The organism is Bacillus rugosus, assembly GCF_023238245.1.
GTDB lineage: Bacteria > Bacillota > Bacilli > Bacillales > Bacillaceae > Bacillus > Bacillus rugosus.
Window position 1 is genome coordinate 1,513,734 of sequence record NZ_CP096590.1, and the last position, 18,355, is coordinate 1,532,088.

Below are 18,355 nucleotides of genomic sequence, written 5' to 3' on the forward strand. Positions count from 1 at the left end.
TTAAATGAGCACTCTAGTAAACGGAGGTGTTCAATAATGACTAAAAAAATTGGAATTGAACAATCGTTATCAGATGTAGAAGCTGCATTAAAAGAAAAAGGATATGACGTTGTAATGATGAAAAGCCCTGACGATGCAAAAGGCTGTGACTGCTGTGTCGTAACAGGTCTTGATAATAATGTGCAAGGCATAGCCGATACGGTAACACAAGCACCTGTCATTACAGCTTCCGGGATGACTGCTGAAGAAATTTGCAGCGAAGTTGAAAGCAGAATTCAGTAAAATAAAAACCGAAGCAAAAAGCTTCGGTTCTTTTATTTATTCTGTTTCTTTAGGAAAAGCGCGGTCAAGCGCGGTTTTTATTTCCTTTTTAAGTACCCGCTCGACCCGCCACTGTTCCATGTTTTCTGTTTTGGCAATGACTCTGATCACAATTTCAGAAGTTCCCAGTTCTTGAATCCCGATGACGTTAGGGCCTTCTTTTATTTGCGGAAGAGCGGCTGCTGTCTCATCACATACTTGCTGTAAAATATGAATCGTTTCATCAATGTTTCTTTCAGCCGGCACTTTAATATCAACTAAAGCCTGCATTGTTCCCCGCGAATGATTGCTCACGTTTGTAATGTTTCTGTTTGGGATATAATGCAGGGTTCCGTCAAAGCTGCGGATTTGAGTGGTTCTTAAGCCAACCTGCTCAACAATCCCGTCAAAGGTGGAAACGGTAATATAATCTCCGACATCCAATTGTTTTTCAAGCAAAATAAAAAAACCTGTCACGATGTCGCTGACAAGCCCTTGAGCGCCAAATCCGACAGCCAGTCCGACAATTCCTGCCCCCGCTAAAAGAGCGCTTGGGTCGTAGTGAAACAAATCCAGTACCATGACAAAGAATATAAAAATTAATATGTAAGCAAATATGTTAAGAGTCAGGCTTCGGAGCGTATGTGCACGTCCGATAGACAAGCTGTGCTGCTCCTCGAATTTCGCAAACAGGTGTTTAATGATTTTTATGCCTAAAGATCGAACGATAAAATAGAGCAATATCATAATGACGAGTTTAATGAGCAGAATACTGGCGTTTGTAATCAGTCCCGCCCAATCGTATTGTTTAATAAAATCCATGTTGGAGCTCCTTTTTTTGAATTGATTGCTGGACATTGAGATTAGTTACCCTATGCATGAATATGTTAAACTCTTTATTCAAAATTGTCGAAGCCAAAGACATGCTTGATTTGTTAAAAATTGACTCGTAAAATCCGCTCCTATATAATAATGGGCATTGTGATGTTATTAACGAATTATGGATAAACATCCTTTATTTCCATGCGAATCCGGCTTTTAAGCCAAACTATAAATTGGAGGGATACATATGGCAGAACGTATGGTAGGTATACAGGCTCCTCGTTTTGAAATGGAAGCAGTCCTTGCAAGTAAAGAATTTGGCAAAGTAAGTCTTGAGGAAAACATGAAAAACGACAAATGGACAGTATTGTTCTTCTATCCAATGGACTTCACTTTTGTTTGTCCGACTGAAATTACAGCAATGTCTGACCGCTATGACGAATTCGAAGATCTTGATGCTGAAGTCATCGGCGTTTCAACTGATACAATCCATACTCATTTGGCGTGGATTAATACAGACCGCAAAGAAAACGGCCTTGGCCAGCTGAAATATCCGCTTGCTGCTGATACAAACCATGAGGTATCCCGTGAATATGGCGTTTTAATCGAAGAAGAAGGGGTGGCCCTCCGCGGGTTGTTTATTATCAATCCTGAAGGCGAGCTCCAATATCAAACTGTTTTCCATAACAACATTGGCCGTGACGTTGATGAAACGCTTCGTGTTCTTCAAGCGCTGCAAACTGGCGGACTCTGCCCGGCTAACTGGAAACCAGGCCAAAAAACACTTTAATTCTTTCTAAGAACGAAAAAGGGTCTAACCTATTCGTTAGGCCTTTCTGTTTAATAGGAGGGTAAAGCAATGAAATTACGTCAGCCAATGCCTGAATTGACTGGGGAAAAAGCCTGGTTCAATGGTGAAGTAACGAAAGAGCAATTGATCGGAGAAAAGCCGACGCTTATTCATTTCTGGTCCATCAGCTGCCATCTGTGCAAAGAAGCGATGCCGCAAGTGAATGAATTTCGTGATAAATATCAAGATAAACTGAACGTTATAGCTGTGCATATGCCTCGTTCCGAAGATGATCTTGACCTCGGCAAAATTAAAGAAGTAGCTGCTGAACATAACATCACTCAGCCGATTTTTGTCGACAGCGATCATACTTTAACCGATGCATTTGGAAATGAATATGTGCCTGCATACTATGTGTTTGATAAAACAGGACAGCTCCGTCACTTCCAAGCCGGCGGGAGCGGTATGAAAATGCTTGAAAAACGTGTGAACCGTGTTCTGGCTGAAACAGAACAGGCATCTGAATAGTTTTTCATAAACCTGATTTAAGATCAGGTTTTTTTATTTGTACAAGAAAGCAACCGAAGAAGAGCAAGAAGATTTTTTTTCCAAATTTGGGCATAGGAAATGGTGATTTGTTTGATTGATACGCTAAAAACACAGCTAATTTTTTGATGTTTTTCCTCAACTTTAGATAAATTTCATATCCCATAACTCGAAAATTGTAGATATTACACTAAATTTCAATAAAGAAGTAAGTAATATATATATTTTCAACATTATACCAAATGAACTCGAAAAGCCCTCTATCCCTTGTGAATAAAGGATTCTGTTGAAAAATAAAACATTTTCAGAAAATAAGGAATTTTTCATAGAGTAAATATAATAGTAAAATGCTAAAATAATAGTTGATAAAATTACTTTTGTAATCTAATATCTTAATTAAAGATGTTAATTTTGATAGGGGGTACATTGAGGAATGTTTAATGAAAGAGAAGCTTTGCGCTTGCGGTTAGAACAATTAAATGAAGCTGAAGTGAAAGTCATTCGTGAATATCAAATTGAACGTGATAAAATATACGCAAAATTAAGAGAGCTTGACAGAAATGGAAGCCCTTCCGAAATCAAAAAGGATTTCCGTTCTGAAAAAAAACCTGACTCTCTGCCGGTTCTCGCTGAGCTTGCGGCTCAGGAAATCAGAAGCTATCAGCCACAATCACAGCAGCAGTCTGTTCAGCCTCAGCTTCAAACTATTTCCTCTCTTCCTGCCGGTATACCAGATGGCACAACACGAAGAAGAAGAGGGACGGCAAGACCGGGGTCAAAAGCAGCTAAGCTGCGTGAAGCTGCAATTAAAACATTAAAACGCCACAACGCGGCGATTAAGAGCTCTGAGCTTCAAAAAGAGATTGAAAAAGAAAGCGGCCTTGAAATCCCTAATATGACAACGTTTATGCAAAGCTTAATTAAAATGTACCCGGAAGTGAAAAAGCCGTATCGCGGCCAGTACATTTTAGAAGGCGAAATTGAATCAGCAGAATCAGCAAATGAATAAAGATACAGAAAAACTGCTTGGCATGGCTCAAGCAGTTTTTTTATTGAGGTTTTTTCTGTGAAGGTTTGTTTTCTTTTTCAAGATTAAGCTTATATACCCACTTTTGATATGGCTTTTCTTCAACGGCTCTGTTTTTCAGCTCTTCGATTGTATGGCTCATGGCCTGGTCTGATGATTGGGCGCGGGCAAGCTGTTTTTGAAGCACATGTATCTGTTTGGTGACATCTTCAAGTATGGTTTCTACATGATTTGGCTGCGCGTAGACCGCTGAAGCTTCTTCTTCCGTTTCTTCTTTTTGTTTCGTGCCGCCATCAATATCGGCAAAATGAGAAGCAATCCAGGCATCACTTTCATCAAGCTGCCTTTTATACGATATAATAGTTTCGTGAAATAATTTTTCTTTCGTTTTTTCTATTTCGAGCAGCCTTTCTTTCGTTTCTATGATTCGATCTTTCATATGATCAATTTCTATTTTAATATGTTTTAGCTGATATTCTTTTTCTACCATTTGCTCTTTTAGACGGCCGTTTTCGGCTTTTATCATATCGGTTTGCTGTTTTGCCTGAAGCAGCGCGTCCTGTTCCTGCTCAATAGAGGCTTGAAGATGGCTGATTCGTTTATGAAGATTTTTATTTTCTTCTTCAATTTTGATGTTAGCAATATGAAGTTTATGTTTTTCTTCTATTTCGGCTTTGCGTTTATAGGTTTCAGCAGAAAGTAACTCCTGCAACGCAACGATTTTACCAAGCAGTTCAGCTCTTATTTGGTGCAGGGTTTGGCTGGTATGGGAGGCGTGTTTCTCTTTCGTTGACATTTGTGTTAATTCGGCAGACATCTGCTGGAGTTTTTCTTTCATATCGTTATTTTCTTTAAGCAGTTTGTTATTTTTCTGATGGAAGTAGCTTGCTTCAAGTTCGGAAATCAGCCTATGGCACCTTGAAAGCTCAGATTTTAAATAAAGGTTCTCCTGAGACACGTCGTGGAAAAAAGGACCTGATCTTTTCATTCGAACCATCTCCCTCATGATGTTAACACTACAATATGCAAATACTGAACAGCTATTCCTCTTTAATAAACAGACAAGCAGTGGCGTTAGGGCTTTGCTTTTGCTATGCTTTTAACGAACTAGAGGTGAGATGACATGAAGCATATAAACGTACTGCTGGCAGGAGGAGCTTCACGGCGCTTTGGGGAACCGAAGGCATTTGTAAAATGGAAGGGCAGAATGTTTTACGAATGGGCTAAACAGGCGCTTGGAGAACATACGGTTATCATCAGCCGTCCTGAGTTTATTGATAGATTTCAAGAAAACGGTGAAAATGAAGTGTATCAAGATGCCGATCCATTTCAAGGCATGGGGCCATTGGCTGGTATATATACGGCTTTTAAAAAGACAGACGGTTATCTTTATACTGTTCTTTCCTGTGACACGCCGTTGATACAAAGAAGGACGATGCTGAAGCTCCAGCGTCTGATGACTCCGGGGATAGACGCGGTCGTTCCGATTTCAGACGGACGGGAGCAGCCATTGATTGCAATTTACCATAAACGAATCATGCCCATTCTATATGACCAGCTTTCTGAGAAGAGATTAAGAATATCAGATTTGTTAGGCCAAATTTCGGTTTGTTACGTACAGGCTGAAGAGATCGGGGCAAACCCGGCAGAGTTTGTCAATGTTAATACACGTGATGATTTTAGGCGTTTGGAAGAAAAAACGAACTCCTTCAGGTGGGACTGATGGGGGAAAAACATGTTAAGATGACATAAAAGATAAGGAGATCAGGTTTGATGGAGGAGCGTTATTCACGGCAAATCAGATTTAAGCAAATAGGGGAAAATGGCCAGAAAAGGCTGGCAGACAGCCATGTACTGGTTGTCGGAGCTGGAGCGCTCGGGACTGCAGGAGCGGAAGGGCTTACGAGAGCAGGAGTCGGTACCATTACCATTATTGACCGTGACTATGTGGAATGGAGCAATCTGCAAAGGCAGCAGCTTTACACAGAAAGCGATGCCAAACTCCGCATGCCGAAAGCCATGGCTGCCAAAGAGCATCTATCAGCGATTAACAGCGGAATACATATTGAGGCGTATGTTGCCGAAGGAACAGCCGAAACACTTGAGCCGTTGATTAAAAAAGCAGATGTCGTGATCGACGCGACTGATAATTTTGAAACCCGCATGCTGATAAACGATCTTGCCCAGAAAACAAAGACACCGTGGGTCTATGGCGCTTGTGTAAGCAGCCAAGGGATGTTCATGACGATCATTCCGGGAGAAACACCTTGTCTGTCTTGTTTGTTTGAGCAGATTCCTGTCGGCGGAGCGACGTGTGATACTGCCGGAATCATACCGCCCGCTGTGCATATCGTTTCGGCTTATCAGCAGGCTGAGGCATTAAAGCTGTTAACCGGCCAAACAGAAGCGATACAGCGCGGTTTTGTGACATTCGATGTCTGGAACAATTCGCATATGAAGATTAACGTTAATCATGTTCGCCGTGAGGATTGTCCGTCTTGCGGAGCACAGGCGGTTTACCCTTACCTCCAAGACTGGAACACACCAAAAGCCGCTGTACTATGCGGCCGTGATACAGTACAGGTAAGGTCGGAGTCATTAAAAAGAATTCCGAAACAGGAGCTCATCAAGCGGTTGAAAACAATCGGCAAAGTCGAGGCCAATGCATTTTTGCTGCATATTTTTTACGAAGATTTCAGAATCGTCATTTTCAATGACGGACGGGCACTGGTCCATGGGACAAATGATGTGAAAGAAGCCAATTCTGTGTTGGCAAGAGTGATTGGATTGTAACAACAGGAGGGGTCAGAATGCTGGAGAAAAGAACACCGATACCGGTAGACGAGGCAGTTCGGCGTGTCAGCCATTTTCAAAAACAAGGAGAAATAGAATGGGTGGCGCTCGAAAACAGCCTTCATCGATTTTTAGCTGAAGACATAACAGCGGATCACCACGTACCTGCATTTGACCGTTCGCCATACGACGGTTTTGCTGTAAGAGCGTGTGATACAGCTGAAGCTTCACGTGAAAACCCAGTTCGGTTTGAGGTCATTGACCATATTGGAGCGGGGGCTGTATCTGAAAAAAAACTTGGCCCATTTCAGGCCGTGCGGATTATGACTGGCGCGCAAATCCCTGAAGAGGCAGATGCAGTCGTCATGATTGAGCTGACTCAAACCTTTGAAGAGAATGGCAAGGCGTTTATGTCTTTAAAACGCCGCTTTCAGCCGGGCGATAATATTTCAAAAACAGGTGAAGACGCTCAAAAAGGGAGTGTTTTATTGAGAAAGGGCACCCGAGTGACACCAGGAGTGACTGCGCTTTTGGCAACCTTCGGATACGCATCTGTGCCTGTCGTAAGAAAACCTGTTGTCGGGATTATCGCAACCGGTACCGAATTGCTGAATGTCAGTGATCCGCTAGAGCCGGGGAAAATCCGTAACAGCAATGCCAGTATGGTTTATGCGCAAGTGATAGAAGCAGGCGGATCACCACTTTATTTAGGGAAAATTTCTGATGATCTGGATAAAAGCTTCGCCGCCGTCAGAGAAGCCACGAAAAAGGTTGATTTTCTAATCACAACTGGCGGCGTGTCAGTCGGTGATTTTGACTTTTTGCCTGCGATCTATGAAAAACTCGGAGCGGACGTGCTGTTTAATAAAGTTGCTATGCGCCCGGGCAGCGTGACAACGGTGGCGCATGCAAACGATATGCTGCTGTTTGGACTTTCAGGTAATCCGTCAGCATGCTATGTCGGTTTTGAACTGTTTGTCAAACCGATGATCCAGACGTGGCTGCTCAACGAAAAACCGCATTCGATTTGTGCGGAAGCTGTTTTGACAAAGGATTTTCCGAAGCCGAACCCATTTACCCGATTTGTTCGTGCGTTCGTGTACCACCAGGAAGGGAAGCTGCTGGCGGCTCCCGTCGGATTAGATAAGTCGAGCTCCGTCACGTCACTTGCAGAAGCAAATGCGTTTATTATCCTGCCGGGCGGCACGAGAGGATATGAATCTGGCCGAACGGTTCAAGTGCTGCTCATCAGAGAAGAGAATGGAAGTGAATGGCCTTGGTCCGTCCTTTCCCGATCGTCCAAGTTGTAGGGTTTCAAAACAGCGGGAAAACAACATTTATCGAGCGTATTCTTAAAAAAGCCTCTAAACAGGGGCTCAATTTGGGCTGCCTGAAGCATCACGGTCACGGCGGTGAACCGCAAACGTTCACTGACGGAAAAGACACTGACCGATACCAAGCGGCAGGCGCTGATGTGACAGCAGTAGAAGGTGCCGGGGTGTTACAGCTGACAGCCCGCCGCAATTGGGATTTGCCGCGGCTGATCGAGTTACATCGGTTTCTCGAAACAGACTGCCTTCTGATAGAAGGCTTTAAAAAAGCCCCTTATCCTAAAGTAGTTATACTAAGCGAAAAGGAAGATCTAGAAGCGCTGCAGGCAGTAAATACAATCGCTATCATCTATAGAAAAAAAGAGCATATGACAGAGCATCAGGGATTACCCGTTTTTCATGCGGATGATCCGGTTGCCGTGGATTTTGTGCTTTCACAGCTGAAGGGGGAATCTGCATAATGGAACGGTTTGAGATTACGAAAACACCCATTATTACTGAAGACATCATCAAAAAAGTGGAGAAACGGGAAGCAGGGGCAATTACTACATTTATTGGCACGGTTCGGGAATGGACAAACGGAAAAAGAACGGTTCGCCTTGAATATGAGGCATATGAACCGATGGCCGTGCAGATGCTGGCTCGAATCGGCGCTGAAATTGAAGAAAAGTGGGAGGGCGCTTCAGCCGCGATCACGCACCGTGTAGGTGTCCTGGATATCGGTGAAGCAGCGGTCGTGATCGCTGTATCTTCACCCCATCGAAAAGCTGCTTATGAAGCCAATGAGTATGCTATCGAACGAATTAAACAGATTGTGCCGATTTGGAAAAAAGAAATTTGGGAAGACGGTGAGAAATGGATCGGCGACCAGCTTGAAACAACAGCTTATCCGAACGGAAAACCAGATCTAAGCGAGGGAGAGCAGCATGATTAAAATTCTTTTATTTGCAGGGCTTGCCGAACAGGCCGGCACACAGGCAGTGGAAATAGATATGGAACAAGCAACGACAGACGAGATAAAAGCGAGTCTAAAAGAACAATACGGCCTCGAATCCATTGATACAGCTATGATTGCTGTTAACGAAAGCTATGTAAAAGAAAACACCTCCGTATCTTCAGGTGACACGGTAGCTATCATTCCGCCGGTCAGCGGTGGATGAAAACCGGACGGCATTCAGCCATCCGGTTTTTCTTTATTTTTTTCGCATATCCCCAAGTATCCTCAGCATACAATGATTTTCTGTAAGCGTTTATTCTACATAAGGGATTCCCTATAAAGTAAGAGACTCACTCCATCATTAGACTGAATTTTTGAAAAACAATAGAAATTTATTTCGGGTATCGATATAGTAAAGATGATAAAAACTGGAAAGGTGCTGGATATGGAGACATTTAAAAGACTAAAAATGTTTTATTGGCCGTACAGAAAAGTGTTTATGTGGTCGCTTCTGGCTATGCTTTTGATGACTGCGATTACTGTCGTATACCCGATTATCCTGCAAATTACGATTGATGAAATCGTACTGGGTAGGCAGTATCAGCTTGCAGCATGGGTTAGCTTAGGATTTATTGCGGTAATGGCCCTGAAAGGAACCGCCACTTTTTTTCATCAATATTTAGGTGATATGTTCGGAATCAAATCCGTTTATCGGCTGAGAAATGGCCTGTATGAAAAACTGCAGCGGCTTTCTTTTTCTTACTATGATAACGCGAAAACAGGAGATTTGATGTCCAGGCTGACAGCTGATGTTGAAGGGCTTCGTTTTTTCTTGTCATACGGTCTCGCTGAGCTCATTCGATTCGGCCTGCTGGTCGCCATCAGCCTGTCGGTCATGTTTTACTATTCTGTTTCACTTACGCTTGTAACAATAGCTGTTCTGCCATTTCTCGCTGTTGCTGTATATCAGTTTGACAAAAGGGTCCATCCTGCCTTTAGAGGCATCCGCAAATCGTTTGCGACACTCAATACAAAAGTTCAGGAAAATATCAGCGGCATCAATACGGTGAAATCTCTTTCCAGAGAAGATTTTCAGATCAGCACTTTCAATAAGGCTAATGCAGAATACAGGGCACAGTATTTACAAACATCATCCATTTGGTCTGCGTATTTCCCTTTAATGGAGTTCATCGGTAATATTTGTATTGTAGCTCTCCTCTCATATGGCGGCTACTTGGTCATGCAAAATCAGCTTAATCCCGGCGAGCTTGTCGCTTTTTTCAGTCTCGTCAATTATATGATGTGGCCGATTATGAACTTAGGCTTTGTAATCAATATGTTCTCGCAAGCAAAAGCATCAGGTGAACGCCTGCTGGAAATTCTGGAAAAAGAAGAAGACATCACAGACGCCGCTCACGCTTTGCATAAACAAAAATTAACCGGCAATGTCCATTTCGAAAATGTCTCTCTTGCATACGGAAAAGAACAAACAAACGCGCTGTGCAATGTAAGCTTTGAGGTTAGCAGCGGGAAGGTAATCGGACTATTGGGCCCGACAGGTTCAGGCAAAAGCTCAGTTACACAGCTCCTCACCAGATTTTACAGCCCTGTTGGCGGAATGATTACCATTGATCACAAACCCATCACAGATTATTCGTTAAAAACTCTTCGCTCCAATATCGGGGTCGTACTTCAAGAATCTTTTCTGTTTTCATCTACGATTCGATCAAACATTTCATACGGGAGGCCGGATGCCTCGATGGAAGACATTATCGAAGCGGCAAAAAGGGCGCAGGCTCACGACTTTATTATGGAGCTTCCAGATGGATATGACACGATGCTGGGAGAGAGGGGAATGGGGCTTTCCGGCGGACAGAAACAGCGTATCGCCATTGCGAGAGCCATTTGTTTGAACCCGAGCATTTTAATATTGGACGACGCCACAAGTGCAGTAGATATGCAAACGGAGCACAGCATACAGCTTGCCTTAAAAGAAGTCATGGAAAACCGCACAACCTTTATCATCGCTCACCGCATTTCTTCACTGAAACACGCCGATGAAATTCTCGTTTTTGATAAGGGGCGCATTTGTGAAAGGGGAACACATCAAGAGCTTCTTGAAAAAGGCGGCTATTATAAAAAAAATTACGATTTGCAATACCGTGATGTCAAATTGATCAATGAGCCGCATCAGGTCGGGTAGGGAGGGCCATATGAAACAAGCAAAAAAACAGGGGATTTTGGAGCGTTTCTATTATTCTTCAGATGAAATCATTGAAAAGCCTTTTAACTGGGCTCAAATGTGGCGGCTGCTGAGCTATGTCAAACCATATCGAAAAACAATTTTGCCGCTTTCTTTTCTCACCGTATTGATTGGGACTGCTGTAAAGCTTGTGATTCCTATTCTGATCGGCGTTTATGTTCTCGATCAAGCCATTACAGCGAGAAACTCGGAGCTGCTGATTCAGCTCATTTTCATTATTAGCGGTTTATATGTCCTCAATTATGCGGCCAATGTGTTAAGAATCAGGTGGATGAATCAGCTTGGCCAACATGTGATATACGATTTGCGGCAGCATTTATTTACCCATGTGCAGCGCTTATCCCACCGGTTTTTTGATCAGCGGTCGGCCGGGTCGATCTTGGTCAGGATTATGAATGATATTAACTCTCTTCAGGAGCTCTTTACAAGCGGAGTCATCAACTTATTGACGGACTTGCTGCTTCTGGCCGGCGTTATTATCATTTTGTTTACGCTGAGCCCAGAGCTGACTATCGTCATCATGGTGACACTGCCGATTATGTTTTTTATTTCAACAAGTCTCAGAAAAAAAATACGCCGCTCCTGGCAAACGGTGCGCCTTAAGCAATCAAAGCTCAATTCTCATCTGAACGAAAGCATTCAGGGCATCCGTGTCACACAGGCATTTACACAGGAAGAAGAAAACATGACGTATTTTGACGGTGTCAATCAGGAGAACTACAAATCATGGCGGGAAGCAACAAGAAAAAATGCCATGTTCCGTCCGCTGGTAGAAATGACGAATGCGATAGGAACTGCTGTTTTGATTTGGTATGGCGCCACACTCATCATGAATGAAACCATCACGATTGGCGTCTTCGTTTCTTTTGCCTTCTATCTGGGCATGTTTTGGGAACCTATTTCGAGACTGGGCCAGGTCTATAACCAGCTGTTAATGGGGATGGCATCATCAGAACGGATTTTTGAGTTTCTGGACGAACAGCCAAATGTCAAGGAGAAGCCGGATGCCATTCATAAGAAAAAGATAAGTGGGGAGATCAGTTTTGAAGAGGTTGAATTTTCCTATGATGAAAAACGAAAAGCCCTTCACGCGGTTTCCTTCGCTATCCCGGCGGGCTCGACGCTTGCGCTTGTTGGACATACGGGGAGCGGGAAAACGACGATCGCCAATTTAATCAGCCGTTTTTATGATGCCACGGGAGGCACCATTAAAATCGATGGCATTCCGATTAAGGATCTTTCTCTTGCCAGTCTGCGATCTCAGATCAGCATTGTGCTGCAAGATACATTTATTTTCTCCGGGACTATCATGGAAAATATTCGTTTTGGCCGGCCGGGTGCTTCAGACGAAGAAGTGGTGAAAGCAGCCCAAGCGGTCGGAGCGGATGAGTTTATTTCTTGTTTAGCAGAACGATACAAAACAGAGGTGGAGGAAAGGGGCAGCGTACTGTCGGCCGGGCAGCGCCAGCTCATTTCCTTTGCAAGAGCATTGCTCGCCGATCCAGCTATTATCATCCTCGACGAAGCAACGGCAAGTATTGATACAGAGACGGAGGTGAAAATTCAGCAGGCGTTAAAAACGCTGCTGAAAGGGCGTACAGCAGTGATGATCGCCCACAGATTGTCCACGATCCGTGACGCCGATCGCATCATTGTTCTTGATCACGGTAAGAAGATGGAAGAAGGAAACCATGAGCAGCTGCTCTCTAAAGGGGGCATCTATGCCGGGCTTGTGAAAGCGCAATACAGCACAGCGATAGAATAATATAAAAAGCCTTCAGTTATATATTGAAGGCTTTTGGAAATTTACTAATAAAAAATGAAACTTTTTGATACTTCTCCCGTACTATTTGTTAGATATTCTCAAGGAGGTTTTATAATGGAAACAAATGTAGAAAAAAACGGCGGAATGGCGACTGAAAAGCCATCACTTTTTGGAGTGATCACAAGTCCGTCCGTTCAATTTGAAAGAATAAGAGAAAGACCGGCTGTATGGGGTCCGCTTTTTATTGTTGTAGCGATTATCATCGTTGGCGCGGTGCTGCAATCACTCGGTACGGATTATAGTGAGCTTTTGAAAAGCGGGGACACTCAAGGGTTATCAGCTGAACAAATTGAAACTGTAGCAACGATTACCAAATTTGGAGGAATGGCAGGCGCTATATTCGGCGGTATTGCAGCGTTATTTATTGCCCCTCTTATTTATTGGCTCTGTGTAAAAATATCAGGCGGAGTTACGACATACAAAAAAATGCTTTCACTCGGTCTGTTTGTCTCTTTGATTAGCAGCCTTGGATTATTGGTTAACGGAATCGTTGCTTTTACGACTGACGTGAATCCCCTTTACAGCACGACGTCACTGGCAGGGATTATCCCATCTGACGGGGCTCTTGCCAGTGTGTTAAATACCTTTGAGATATTTAGCATATGGAGCTATGTATTATTAGCAATCGGACTTCACAAAACAGGTGGTATCTCAAAAAAAGCAGGATGGATTTCAGTGATTGTTCTTTTCGGGATTCTGGTCTTATTTTCGTTCTTTTCAGGTTTAATCAACTCTGTGGCGGGTGCATAAACTCATGAAAAAAGTCTGGATCGGAATTGGAATCGCCGTTTTAGTCGCTCTATTTATTGGAATGAATATTTACCGGTCTGCCGCTCCGACAAGCGGCAGTGCCGGGCAGGAGTTTCAGACGGGAAGCCTCGAAGAAAAAGAAATGTCGTCAACGGTTATGGTTCCCGGCACACTTAAATTTTCAAATGAACAGTATGTGTTTTATGAAGCAGATAAAGGGACATTAGAAGACATTAAAGTGAAGGAAGGCGATAAAGTTAAAAAGGGCACGCCTTTGGTCACCTATACAAATGAGCAGCTGAGCCTCGAAAAAGAACAGAACCAGTTAACGGCTGAATCGAACCAGCTTCAAATTGCCCAAATTCAAGAAAAGTTAAAAGCCTTAGACAGCAAAGAAAAAGAACTGGCAAAACAGGTTGGAAAGAAAGAAGCAGCAAAACAAATTGAATCTGAGCGGACGAACCTTCAAATGCAGGAAAAAACCGCTGAGATCGATTTAAAACAAACCGAGCTTCAGCGGCAGTCACTTTCCAATCGGGTGTCAGATCTTCAAGTGAAAAGCGAGATCGAAGGCACCGTTATTTCTGTCAACCAAGAAGCTGCATCGAAAAAATCAGATATTCAAGAGCCTGTCATACATATCGGCAACCCGAAAGACCTTGTCGTTTCAGGGAAATTGTCTGAATACGATACACTGAAAGTGAAAAAAGGCCAGAAGGTCACACTCACTTCAGATGTAATTCAGGGTAAAACATGGAAAGGCACAGTTTCCGCAGTCGGACTTGTTCCGGATCAACAGGAAAGCACTGCGGCACAAGGAACAGAACAAGCAGTCCAATACCCCCTTCAAGTGAAAATAAAAGGGAAACTTCCAGAAGGAAAGCCCGGCTTTAAATTCATCATGAATATAGAAACAGATAAGCGGAAAGCAAATACGCTTCCTTCAAAGGCTGTCAAAAAAGAAGATGATCAATATTATGTGTATACAGTAAAAGACGGAAAAGCAAAACGAATTGATGTCAAAATTGGTGAAGAAACAGATGATCTGACAGAAATTAAAGAGGGACTTTCTCAAGATGATCAAGTCATTTTGAATCCTTCTGATCAGGTGACAGATGGAACGGAAGTGAAAGCATAAATGATTCAGCTTTCTAATGTGCGAAAAAGTTACCAGATCGGCAGGGAAACGTTCGATGTTCTCCATTCTATTGATTTGATCATTCATCAAGGGGAATATGTCTCGATTATGGGGCCGTCAGGGTCAGGGAAATCGACGATCATGAACATTATCGGATGTCTTGACCGGCCGACTTCCGGTACGTATAAATTAGACGGCGAAGATATTTCTTCATATAAAGATAAAGAATTAGCGGCAGTCCGTAACCGGTCTATCGGTTTTGTATTTCAGCAATTTCAGCTTCTTCCGCGGCTGAACGCAAAAAAAAATGTTGAGCTGCCGATGATTTATTCCGGCATAGGCAAAAAAGAACGGCAGGAGCGGGCTGAGAGAGCGTTGGAAAAGGTCGGGTTAGCCGATCGGATGCTCCACATGCCCAATGAGCTGTCGGGCGGACAGAAGCAGCGAGTTGCAATTGCGAGAGCGATCGTGAATGAGCCCAAATTGATTTTAGCTGATGAACCGACCGGCGCGCTGGATACGAAAACAAGCACGGCGATTATGGATCAATTTACAGCATTAAATGCTGAGGGAACCACAATCGTTCTTGTTACTCACGAGCCGGAAGTTGCAGATTGCACGAAGCGTATCGTCATGGTGCGTGACGGAAACATTGTTCCTGCCAACTCCGGACAAAGGAGTGTGGGAGAATGAGCCTGTTAGAAAACATCAGAATGGCTCTAAGCTCTGTCCTTGCCCATAAAATGCGTTCGGTTTTAACGATGCTAGGCATTATCATTGGTGTAGGCTCTGTCATTGTTGTCGTTGCGGTAGGACAGGGCGGAGAGCAAATGCTGAAGCAGTCGATCAGCGGCCCGGGAAATACCGTGGAGCTGTACTATATGCCAAGCGATGAGGAGCTTGCAAGCAATCCGAACGCCTTAGCAGAATCTACTTTTACAGAAAACGATATTAAAGGTTTAAAAGAGATAGAGGGCATCAAACAAGTCGTCGCCTCGACATCTCAAAGTATGACAGCGCGTTATCATGAGGAAGAAACCGATGTTACGATTAACGGAATAAACGATGGATACATGAAAGTCAATTCTTTAGAAATCGAAAGCGGCAGAACCTTTACCGACAATGATTTTCTTGCGGGGAAAAGAGCCGGAGTCATCTCACAAAAGATGGCTGAAGAGCTGTTTGATAAAACCTCCCCTCTCGGTGAAGTTGTCTGGATCAACGGACAGCCTGTTGAAATTGTCGGCGTGCTGAAAAAAGAAACCGGCTTGCTTTCTTTCGGTTTAAGTGAAATGTATGTGCCCTTTAATATGATGAAATCCTCTTTTGGCACAAGTGATTTCAGTAACGTATCATTGCAAGTCGAATCAGCAGACGACATAAAATCAGCTGGAAAGGAAGCGGCACAGCTGGTAAATGACAATCATGGCACAGAGGATTCGTACCAAGTGATGAACATGGAAGAGATTGCTGCCGGAATTGGCAAAGTAACGGCGATTATGACGACGATTATCGGCTCAATTGCAGGGATCTCTCTTTTGGTCGGCGGGATCGGTGTCATGAATATAATGCTCGTATCAGTCACGGAGCGGACGCGGGAAATCGGAATCAGAAAATCACTCGGTGCGACGAGGGGGCAGATTCTGACTCAGTTTTTAATTGAATCAGTCGTATTGACGCTTATCGGCGGACTGATTGGGATTGGAATCGGATACGGAGGGGCCACGCTTGTTTCTGCTATTGCGGGCTGGCCGTCGCTCATATCCTGGCAGGTGGTATGCGGGGGCGTGCTGTTCAGTATGCTCATTGGTGTTATTTTCGGCATGCTTCCTGCAAATAAAGCCGCAAAGCTTGATCCGATTGAAGCACTGCGTTATGAGTAACCTCATGCAATATGCATGAGGTTTTTTTATGTCTAATGACTTCTACTATGAATATAAAAGACTTTTTTCATTAAAATAAGAAGAAAATGTCGTACAATTGTCCTTATTTTTGTCGAATTTACAGTTTACAAACCCTATATACATACGTTAATATGGATAAACGTGAAAGATTTTGATAGTTATTGAATGAATTTGAATGATTTTAGTTGCCTAAACTGAAAATAGCGTTTACAATGAAATTGTATTCAAAATGAATACGTTTTCATTAGGAGGTGAAGCATGCTAACTCCTGAACGGCATCAATTGATTATTGATCAAATAGAAAAGTATGATGTGGTAAAAATTCAAGAGCTCATAAATCTGACAAATGCTTCTGAATCAACAATCAGAAGAGATTTATCGACACTTGAAGAACGCGGTTTTTTAAAGCGTGTTCATGGGGGAGCCGCCAAGCTTTCCGATATCAGACTTGAACCCGATATGCTTGAAAAATCATCCAAAAACCTTCACGACAAATTGAAGATTGCTGAAAAAGCAGCTTCACTGTTAGAAGAGGGGGATTGTATTTACCTTGATGCAGGCACGACGACTTTGCACATGATTGATTTTATGGATAAAAGCAAGGATATTGTCGTTGTCACAAACGGGGTGATGCATATCGAAGCATTAGTAAGGAAAGAAATTTCTTTTTATCTGCTTGGAGGATACGTAAAGCACAGAACGGGCGCGGTTATTGGAGGCGCTTCACTGATTGCCATGGATCAGTACAGATTCGACAAGAGTTTTCTGGGGACAAACGGTGTCCATACAGAGGCTGGCTTCACAACGCCGGACCCTGATGAGGCTCTTTTAAAACAGAAAGCTGTCAAACAGGCAAAACACGCTTACGTCTTAGCAGACCCTTCGAAATTCGGAGAAATTTCATTTTCGGCATTCGCCGGAATAGGCGACGCAACAATCATTACGACTGACGCTGAAGAGCTTACATTCGATAATTACCAAGAAAAAACTGTCGTAAAGGTAGTGAAACCATGATTTACACTGTAACACTTAATCCATCTGTCGATTATATTGTTCACGTTGAAGATTTTACTGTAGGAGGCCTGAACCGTTCCGCATACGATACAAAGTATCCAGGGGGCAAAGGCATCAACGTATCGAGACTGCTGAAAAGACACCATGTACCGTCTAAAGCGCTCGGATTCGTCGGCGGATTTACCGGAGAATATATCAAAACATTTTTGCGGGAAGAAAACCTGGAAACAGCTTTTTCTGAAGTAAAAGGAGATACCCGTATCAATGTAAAGCTGAAAACTGGTGATGAAACTGAAATTAACGGGCAGGGACCGACAATTTCAGATGAAGATTTCAAAGCCTTTTTAGAACAGTTCCAATCTCTGCAAGAAGGAGATATCGTCGTCCTTGCGGGAAGTATTCCATCTTCACTGCCTCATGATACGTATGAAAAAATCGCAGAGGCCTGCAAACAGCAGAACGCACGAGTTGTGCTGGATATCTCAGGCGAGGCGCTTTTGAAAGCGACAGAAATGAAACCGTTTTTGATGAAACCAAACCATCATGAGCTTGGAGAAATGTTCGGCACGACAATTACATCTGTTGAAGAAGCCGTTCCTTATGGGAAAAAGCTTGTAGAACAAGGCGCTGAACATGTAATCGTATCCATGGCCGGAGACGGAGCGCTTCTGTTTACGAACGAAGCTGTTTATTTTGCTAACGTGCCAAAAGGGAAATTGGTAAACTCAGTCGGAGCGGGAGATTCCGTTGTTGCAGGGTTCCTTGCCGGTATTTCCAAACAGCTGCCGCTTGAGGAAGCCTTCCGCTTAGGAGTTACATCAGGCAGCGCTACCGCGTTCTCTGAAGAACTTGGAACAGAAGAATTTGTCCATCAGCTTCTTCCTGAAGTTAAGGTCACACGTATATAGAGGAGGA

Annotated in this window: 20 protein-coding genes; 18 read left to right on the forward strand and 2 right to left on the reverse strand. The window is 43.4% G+C overall.

Features of this window, described 5'->3' with window-relative positions:
- Positions 1-36 precede the first annotated feature (36 nt).
- Positions 37-282 (forward strand): YkuS family protein, encoded by a 246-nt coding sequence (locus M0696_RS07765; protein ID WP_019714238.1) that lies wholly within the window; start codon positions 37-39, stop codon positions 280-282.
- 36 nt (positions 283-318) lie between these two features.
- On the opposite strand, the gene mscT is transcribed toward M0696_RS07765, so the two are convergent.
- On the reverse strand, positions 319-1,122 hold the full coding sequence (mscT, locus tag M0696_RS07770; RefSeq protein ID WP_222142743.1) for a small-conductance mechanosensitive channel protein MscT: 804 nt from the start codon (positions 1,120-1,122) through the stop codon (positions 319-321).
- Between the two features lie 247 nt (positions 1,123-1,369).
- Here mscT and ahpA point away from each other — a divergent pair, with 247 nt between their 5' ends.
- From ahpA to rok, 3 genes are all read left to right on the forward strand, one after another.
- Positions 1,370-1,912, forward strand: a complete 543-nt coding sequence (gene ahpA, locus M0696_RS07775; RefSeq protein WP_248602670.1) for a biofilm-specific peroxidase AhpA — start codon at positions 1,370-1,372, stop codon at positions 1,910-1,912.
- A 69-nt stretch (positions 1,913-1,981) separates the two neighbouring features.
- A complete protein-coding gene (locus M0696_RS07780) occupies positions 1,982-2,440 on the forward strand; it encodes a TlpA family protein disulfide reductase (protein WP_248602671.1) in 459 nt (152 codons plus the stop codon).
- A 451-nt stretch (positions 2,441-2,891) separates the two neighbouring features.
- Positions 2,892-3,467 carry a transcriptional regulator Rok gene (gene rok, locus M0696_RS07785; RefSeq protein ID WP_222142746.1) on the forward strand — a complete coding sequence of 192 codons (576 nt, stop codon included), beginning with the start codon at positions 2,892-2,894 and terminating at the stop codon, positions 3,465-3,467.
- A 40-nt stretch (positions 3,468-3,507) separates the two neighbouring features.
- Here the strand turns inward: rok and M0696_RS07790 are convergent, their stop codons facing one another.
- Positions 3,508-4,473 carry a coiled-coil domain-containing protein gene (locus M0696_RS07790; RefSeq protein WP_166853288.1) on the reverse strand — a complete coding sequence of 322 codons (966 nt, stop codon included), beginning with the start codon at positions 4,471-4,473 and terminating at the stop codon, positions 3,508-3,510.
- A 135-nt stretch (positions 4,474-4,608) separates the two neighbouring features.
- Between M0696_RS07790 and M0696_RS07795 the strand changes: the two genes are divergently transcribed.
- From M0696_RS07795 to pfkB, 14 genes are all read left to right on the forward strand, one after another.
- Positions 4,609-5,208 (forward strand): molybdenum cofactor guanylyltransferase, encoded by a 600-nt coding sequence (locus tag M0696_RS07795; protein ID WP_222142747.1) that lies wholly within the window; start codon positions 4,609-4,611, stop codon positions 5,206-5,208.
- Positions 5,209-5,258: 50 nt separating this feature from the next.
- Complete coding sequence (locus M0696_RS07800) at positions 5,259-6,278, forward strand: molybdopterin-synthase adenylyltransferase MoeB (protein WP_222142748.1); 1,020 nt, start codon at positions 5,259-5,261, stop codon at positions 6,276-6,278.
- A gap of 17 nt (positions 6,279-6,295) precedes the next feature.
- On the forward strand, positions 6,296-7,588 hold the full coding sequence (locus M0696_RS07805) for a molybdopterin molybdotransferase MoeA (protein WP_166853285.1): 1,293 nt from the start codon (positions 6,296-6,298) through the stop codon (positions 7,586-7,588).
- On the forward strand, positions 7,549-8,070 hold the full coding sequence (gene mobB, locus M0696_RS07810) for a molybdopterin-guanine dinucleotide biosynthesis protein B (RefSeq protein ID WP_019714245.1): 522 nt from the start codon (positions 7,549-7,551) through the stop codon (positions 8,068-8,070). Before M0696_RS07805 ends, mobB begins: the two co-directional genes overlap by 40 nt.
- Positions 8,070-8,543 (forward strand): molybdenum cofactor biosynthesis protein MoaE, encoded by a 474-nt coding sequence (locus tag M0696_RS07815; protein WP_019714246.1) that lies wholly within the window; start codon positions 8,070-8,072, stop codon positions 8,541-8,543. Before mobB ends, M0696_RS07815 begins: the two co-directional genes overlap by 1 nt.
- A complete protein-coding gene (gene moaD, locus M0696_RS07820; protein ID WP_166853282.1) occupies positions 8,536-8,769 on the forward strand; it encodes a molybdopterin converting factor subunit 1 in 234 nt (77 codons plus the stop codon). Before M0696_RS07815 ends, moaD begins: the two co-directional genes overlap by 8 nt.
- A 222-nt stretch (positions 8,770-8,991) precedes the next feature.
- Positions 8,992-10,749 (forward strand): ABC transporter ATP-binding protein, encoded by a 1,758-nt coding sequence (locus tag M0696_RS07825; RefSeq protein WP_222142749.1) that lies wholly within the window; start codon positions 8,992-8,994, stop codon positions 10,747-10,749.
- A 10-nt stretch (positions 10,750-10,759) separates the two neighbouring features.
- Positions 10,760-12,574, forward strand: a complete 1,815-nt coding sequence (locus tag M0696_RS07830; RefSeq protein WP_222142750.1) for an ABC transporter ATP-binding protein — start codon at positions 10,760-10,762, stop codon at positions 12,572-12,574.
- A gap of 114 nt (positions 12,575-12,688) precedes the next feature.
- Positions 12,689-13,384, forward strand: a complete 696-nt coding sequence (gene yknW, locus M0696_RS07835) for a YknW family membrane protein (RefSeq protein WP_222142751.1) — start codon at positions 12,689-12,691, stop codon at positions 13,382-13,384.
- Positions 13,385-13,388: 4 nt separating this feature from the next.
- The gene (locus M0696_RS07840) at positions 13,389-14,522 is read left to right on the forward strand and encodes an efflux RND transporter periplasmic adaptor subunit (RefSeq protein WP_222142752.1); all 1,134 of its coding nucleotides are present in this window, start codon (positions 13,389-13,391) and stop codon (positions 14,520-14,522) included.
- Complete coding sequence (gene yknY, locus M0696_RS07845; RefSeq protein WP_222142753.1) at positions 14,523-15,215, forward strand: ABC transporter ATP-binding protein YknY; 693 nt, start codon at positions 14,523-14,525, stop codon at positions 15,213-15,215.
- Entirely contained in the window at positions 15,212-16,405 is a 1,194-nt protein-coding gene (skiZ, locus tag M0696_RS07850) for a sporulation-delaying-protein transporter subunit SkiZ (RefSeq protein ID WP_222142754.1), read from the forward strand. Before yknY ends, skiZ begins: the two co-directional genes overlap by 4 nt.
- A gap of 279 nt (positions 16,406-16,684) precedes the next feature.
- Complete coding sequence (locus M0696_RS07855) at positions 16,685-17,440, forward strand: DeoR/GlpR family DNA-binding transcription regulator (RefSeq protein ID WP_166853274.1); 756 nt, start codon at positions 16,685-16,687, stop codon at positions 17,438-17,440.
- The gene (gene pfkB / locus M0696_RS07860; RefSeq protein ID WP_166853273.1) at positions 17,437-18,348 is read left to right on the forward strand and encodes a 1-phosphofructokinase; all 912 of its coding nucleotides are present in this window, start codon (positions 17,437-17,439) and stop codon (positions 18,346-18,348) included. Before M0696_RS07855 ends, pfkB begins: the two co-directional genes overlap by 4 nt.
- Positions 18,349-18,355 lie beyond the last annotated feature (7 nt).

Excerpts from the sequence above, each read along its gene's own strand:
- M0696_RS07765 (WP_019714238.1), top strand. The coding sequence starts at position 37 with ATGACTAAAAAAATTGGAATTGAACAATCGTTATCAGATGTAGAAGCT.
- mscT (WP_222142743.1), bottom strand. The coding sequence starts at position 1,122 with ATGGATTTTATTAAACAATACGATTGGGCGGGACTGATTACAAACGCC.
- ahpA (WP_248602670.1), top strand. The coding sequence starts at position 1,370 with ATGGCAGAACGTATGGTAGGTATACAGGCTCCTCGTTTTGAAATGGAA.
- M0696_RS07780 (WP_248602671.1), top strand. The coding sequence starts at position 1,982 with ATGAAATTACGTCAGCCAATGCCTGAATTGACTGGGGAAAAAGCCTGG.
- rok (WP_222142746.1), top strand. The coding sequence starts at position 2,892 with ATGTTTAATGAAAGAGAAGCTTTGCGCTTGCGGTTAGAACAATTAAAT.
- M0696_RS07790 (WP_166853288.1), bottom strand. The coding sequence starts at position 4,473 with ATGAAAAGATCAGGTCCTTTTTTCCACGACGTGTCTCAGGAGAACCTT.
- M0696_RS07795 (WP_222142747.1), top strand. The coding sequence starts at position 4,609 with ATGAAGCATATAAACGTACTGCTGGCAGGAGGAGCTTCACGGCGCTTT.
- M0696_RS07800 (WP_222142748.1), top strand. The coding sequence starts at position 5,259 with ATGGAGGAGCGTTATTCACGGCAAATCAGATTTAAGCAAATAGGGGAA.
- M0696_RS07805 (WP_166853285.1), top strand. The coding sequence starts at position 6,296 with ATGCTGGAGAAAAGAACACCGATACCGGTAGACGAGGCAGTTCGGCGT.
- mobB (WP_019714245.1), top strand. The coding sequence starts at position 7,549 with ATGGCCTTGGTCCGTCCTTTCCCGATCGTCCAAGTTGTAGGGTTTCAA.
- M0696_RS07815 (WP_019714246.1), top strand. The coding sequence starts at position 8,070 with ATGGAACGGTTTGAGATTACGAAAACACCCATTATTACTGAAGACATC.
- moaD (WP_166853282.1), top strand. The coding sequence starts at position 8,536 with ATGATTAAAATTCTTTTATTTGCAGGGCTTGCCGAACAGGCCGGCACA.
- M0696_RS07825 (WP_222142749.1), top strand. The coding sequence starts at position 8,992 with ATGGAGACATTTAAAAGACTAAAAATGTTTTATTGGCCGTACAGAAAA.
- M0696_RS07830 (WP_222142750.1), top strand. The coding sequence starts at position 10,760 with ATGAAACAAGCAAAAAAACAGGGGATTTTGGAGCGTTTCTATTATTCT.
- yknW (WP_222142751.1), top strand. The coding sequence starts at position 12,689 with ATGGAAACAAATGTAGAAAAAAACGGCGGAATGGCGACTGAAAAGCCA.
- M0696_RS07840 (WP_222142752.1), top strand. The coding sequence starts at position 13,389 with ATGAAAAAAGTCTGGATCGGAATTGGAATCGCCGTTTTAGTCGCTCTA.
- yknY (WP_222142753.1), top strand. The coding sequence starts at position 14,523 with ATGATTCAGCTTTCTAATGTGCGAAAAAGTTACCAGATCGGCAGGGAA.
- skiZ (WP_222142754.1), top strand. The coding sequence starts at position 15,212 with ATGAGCCTGTTAGAAAACATCAGAATGGCTCTAAGCTCTGTCCTTGCC.
- M0696_RS07855 (WP_166853274.1), top strand. The coding sequence starts at position 16,685 with ATGCTAACTCCTGAACGGCATCAATTGATTATTGATCAAATAGAAAAG.
- pfkB (WP_166853273.1), top strand. The coding sequence starts at position 17,437 with ATGATTTACACTGTAACACTTAATCCATCTGTCGATTATATTGTTCAC.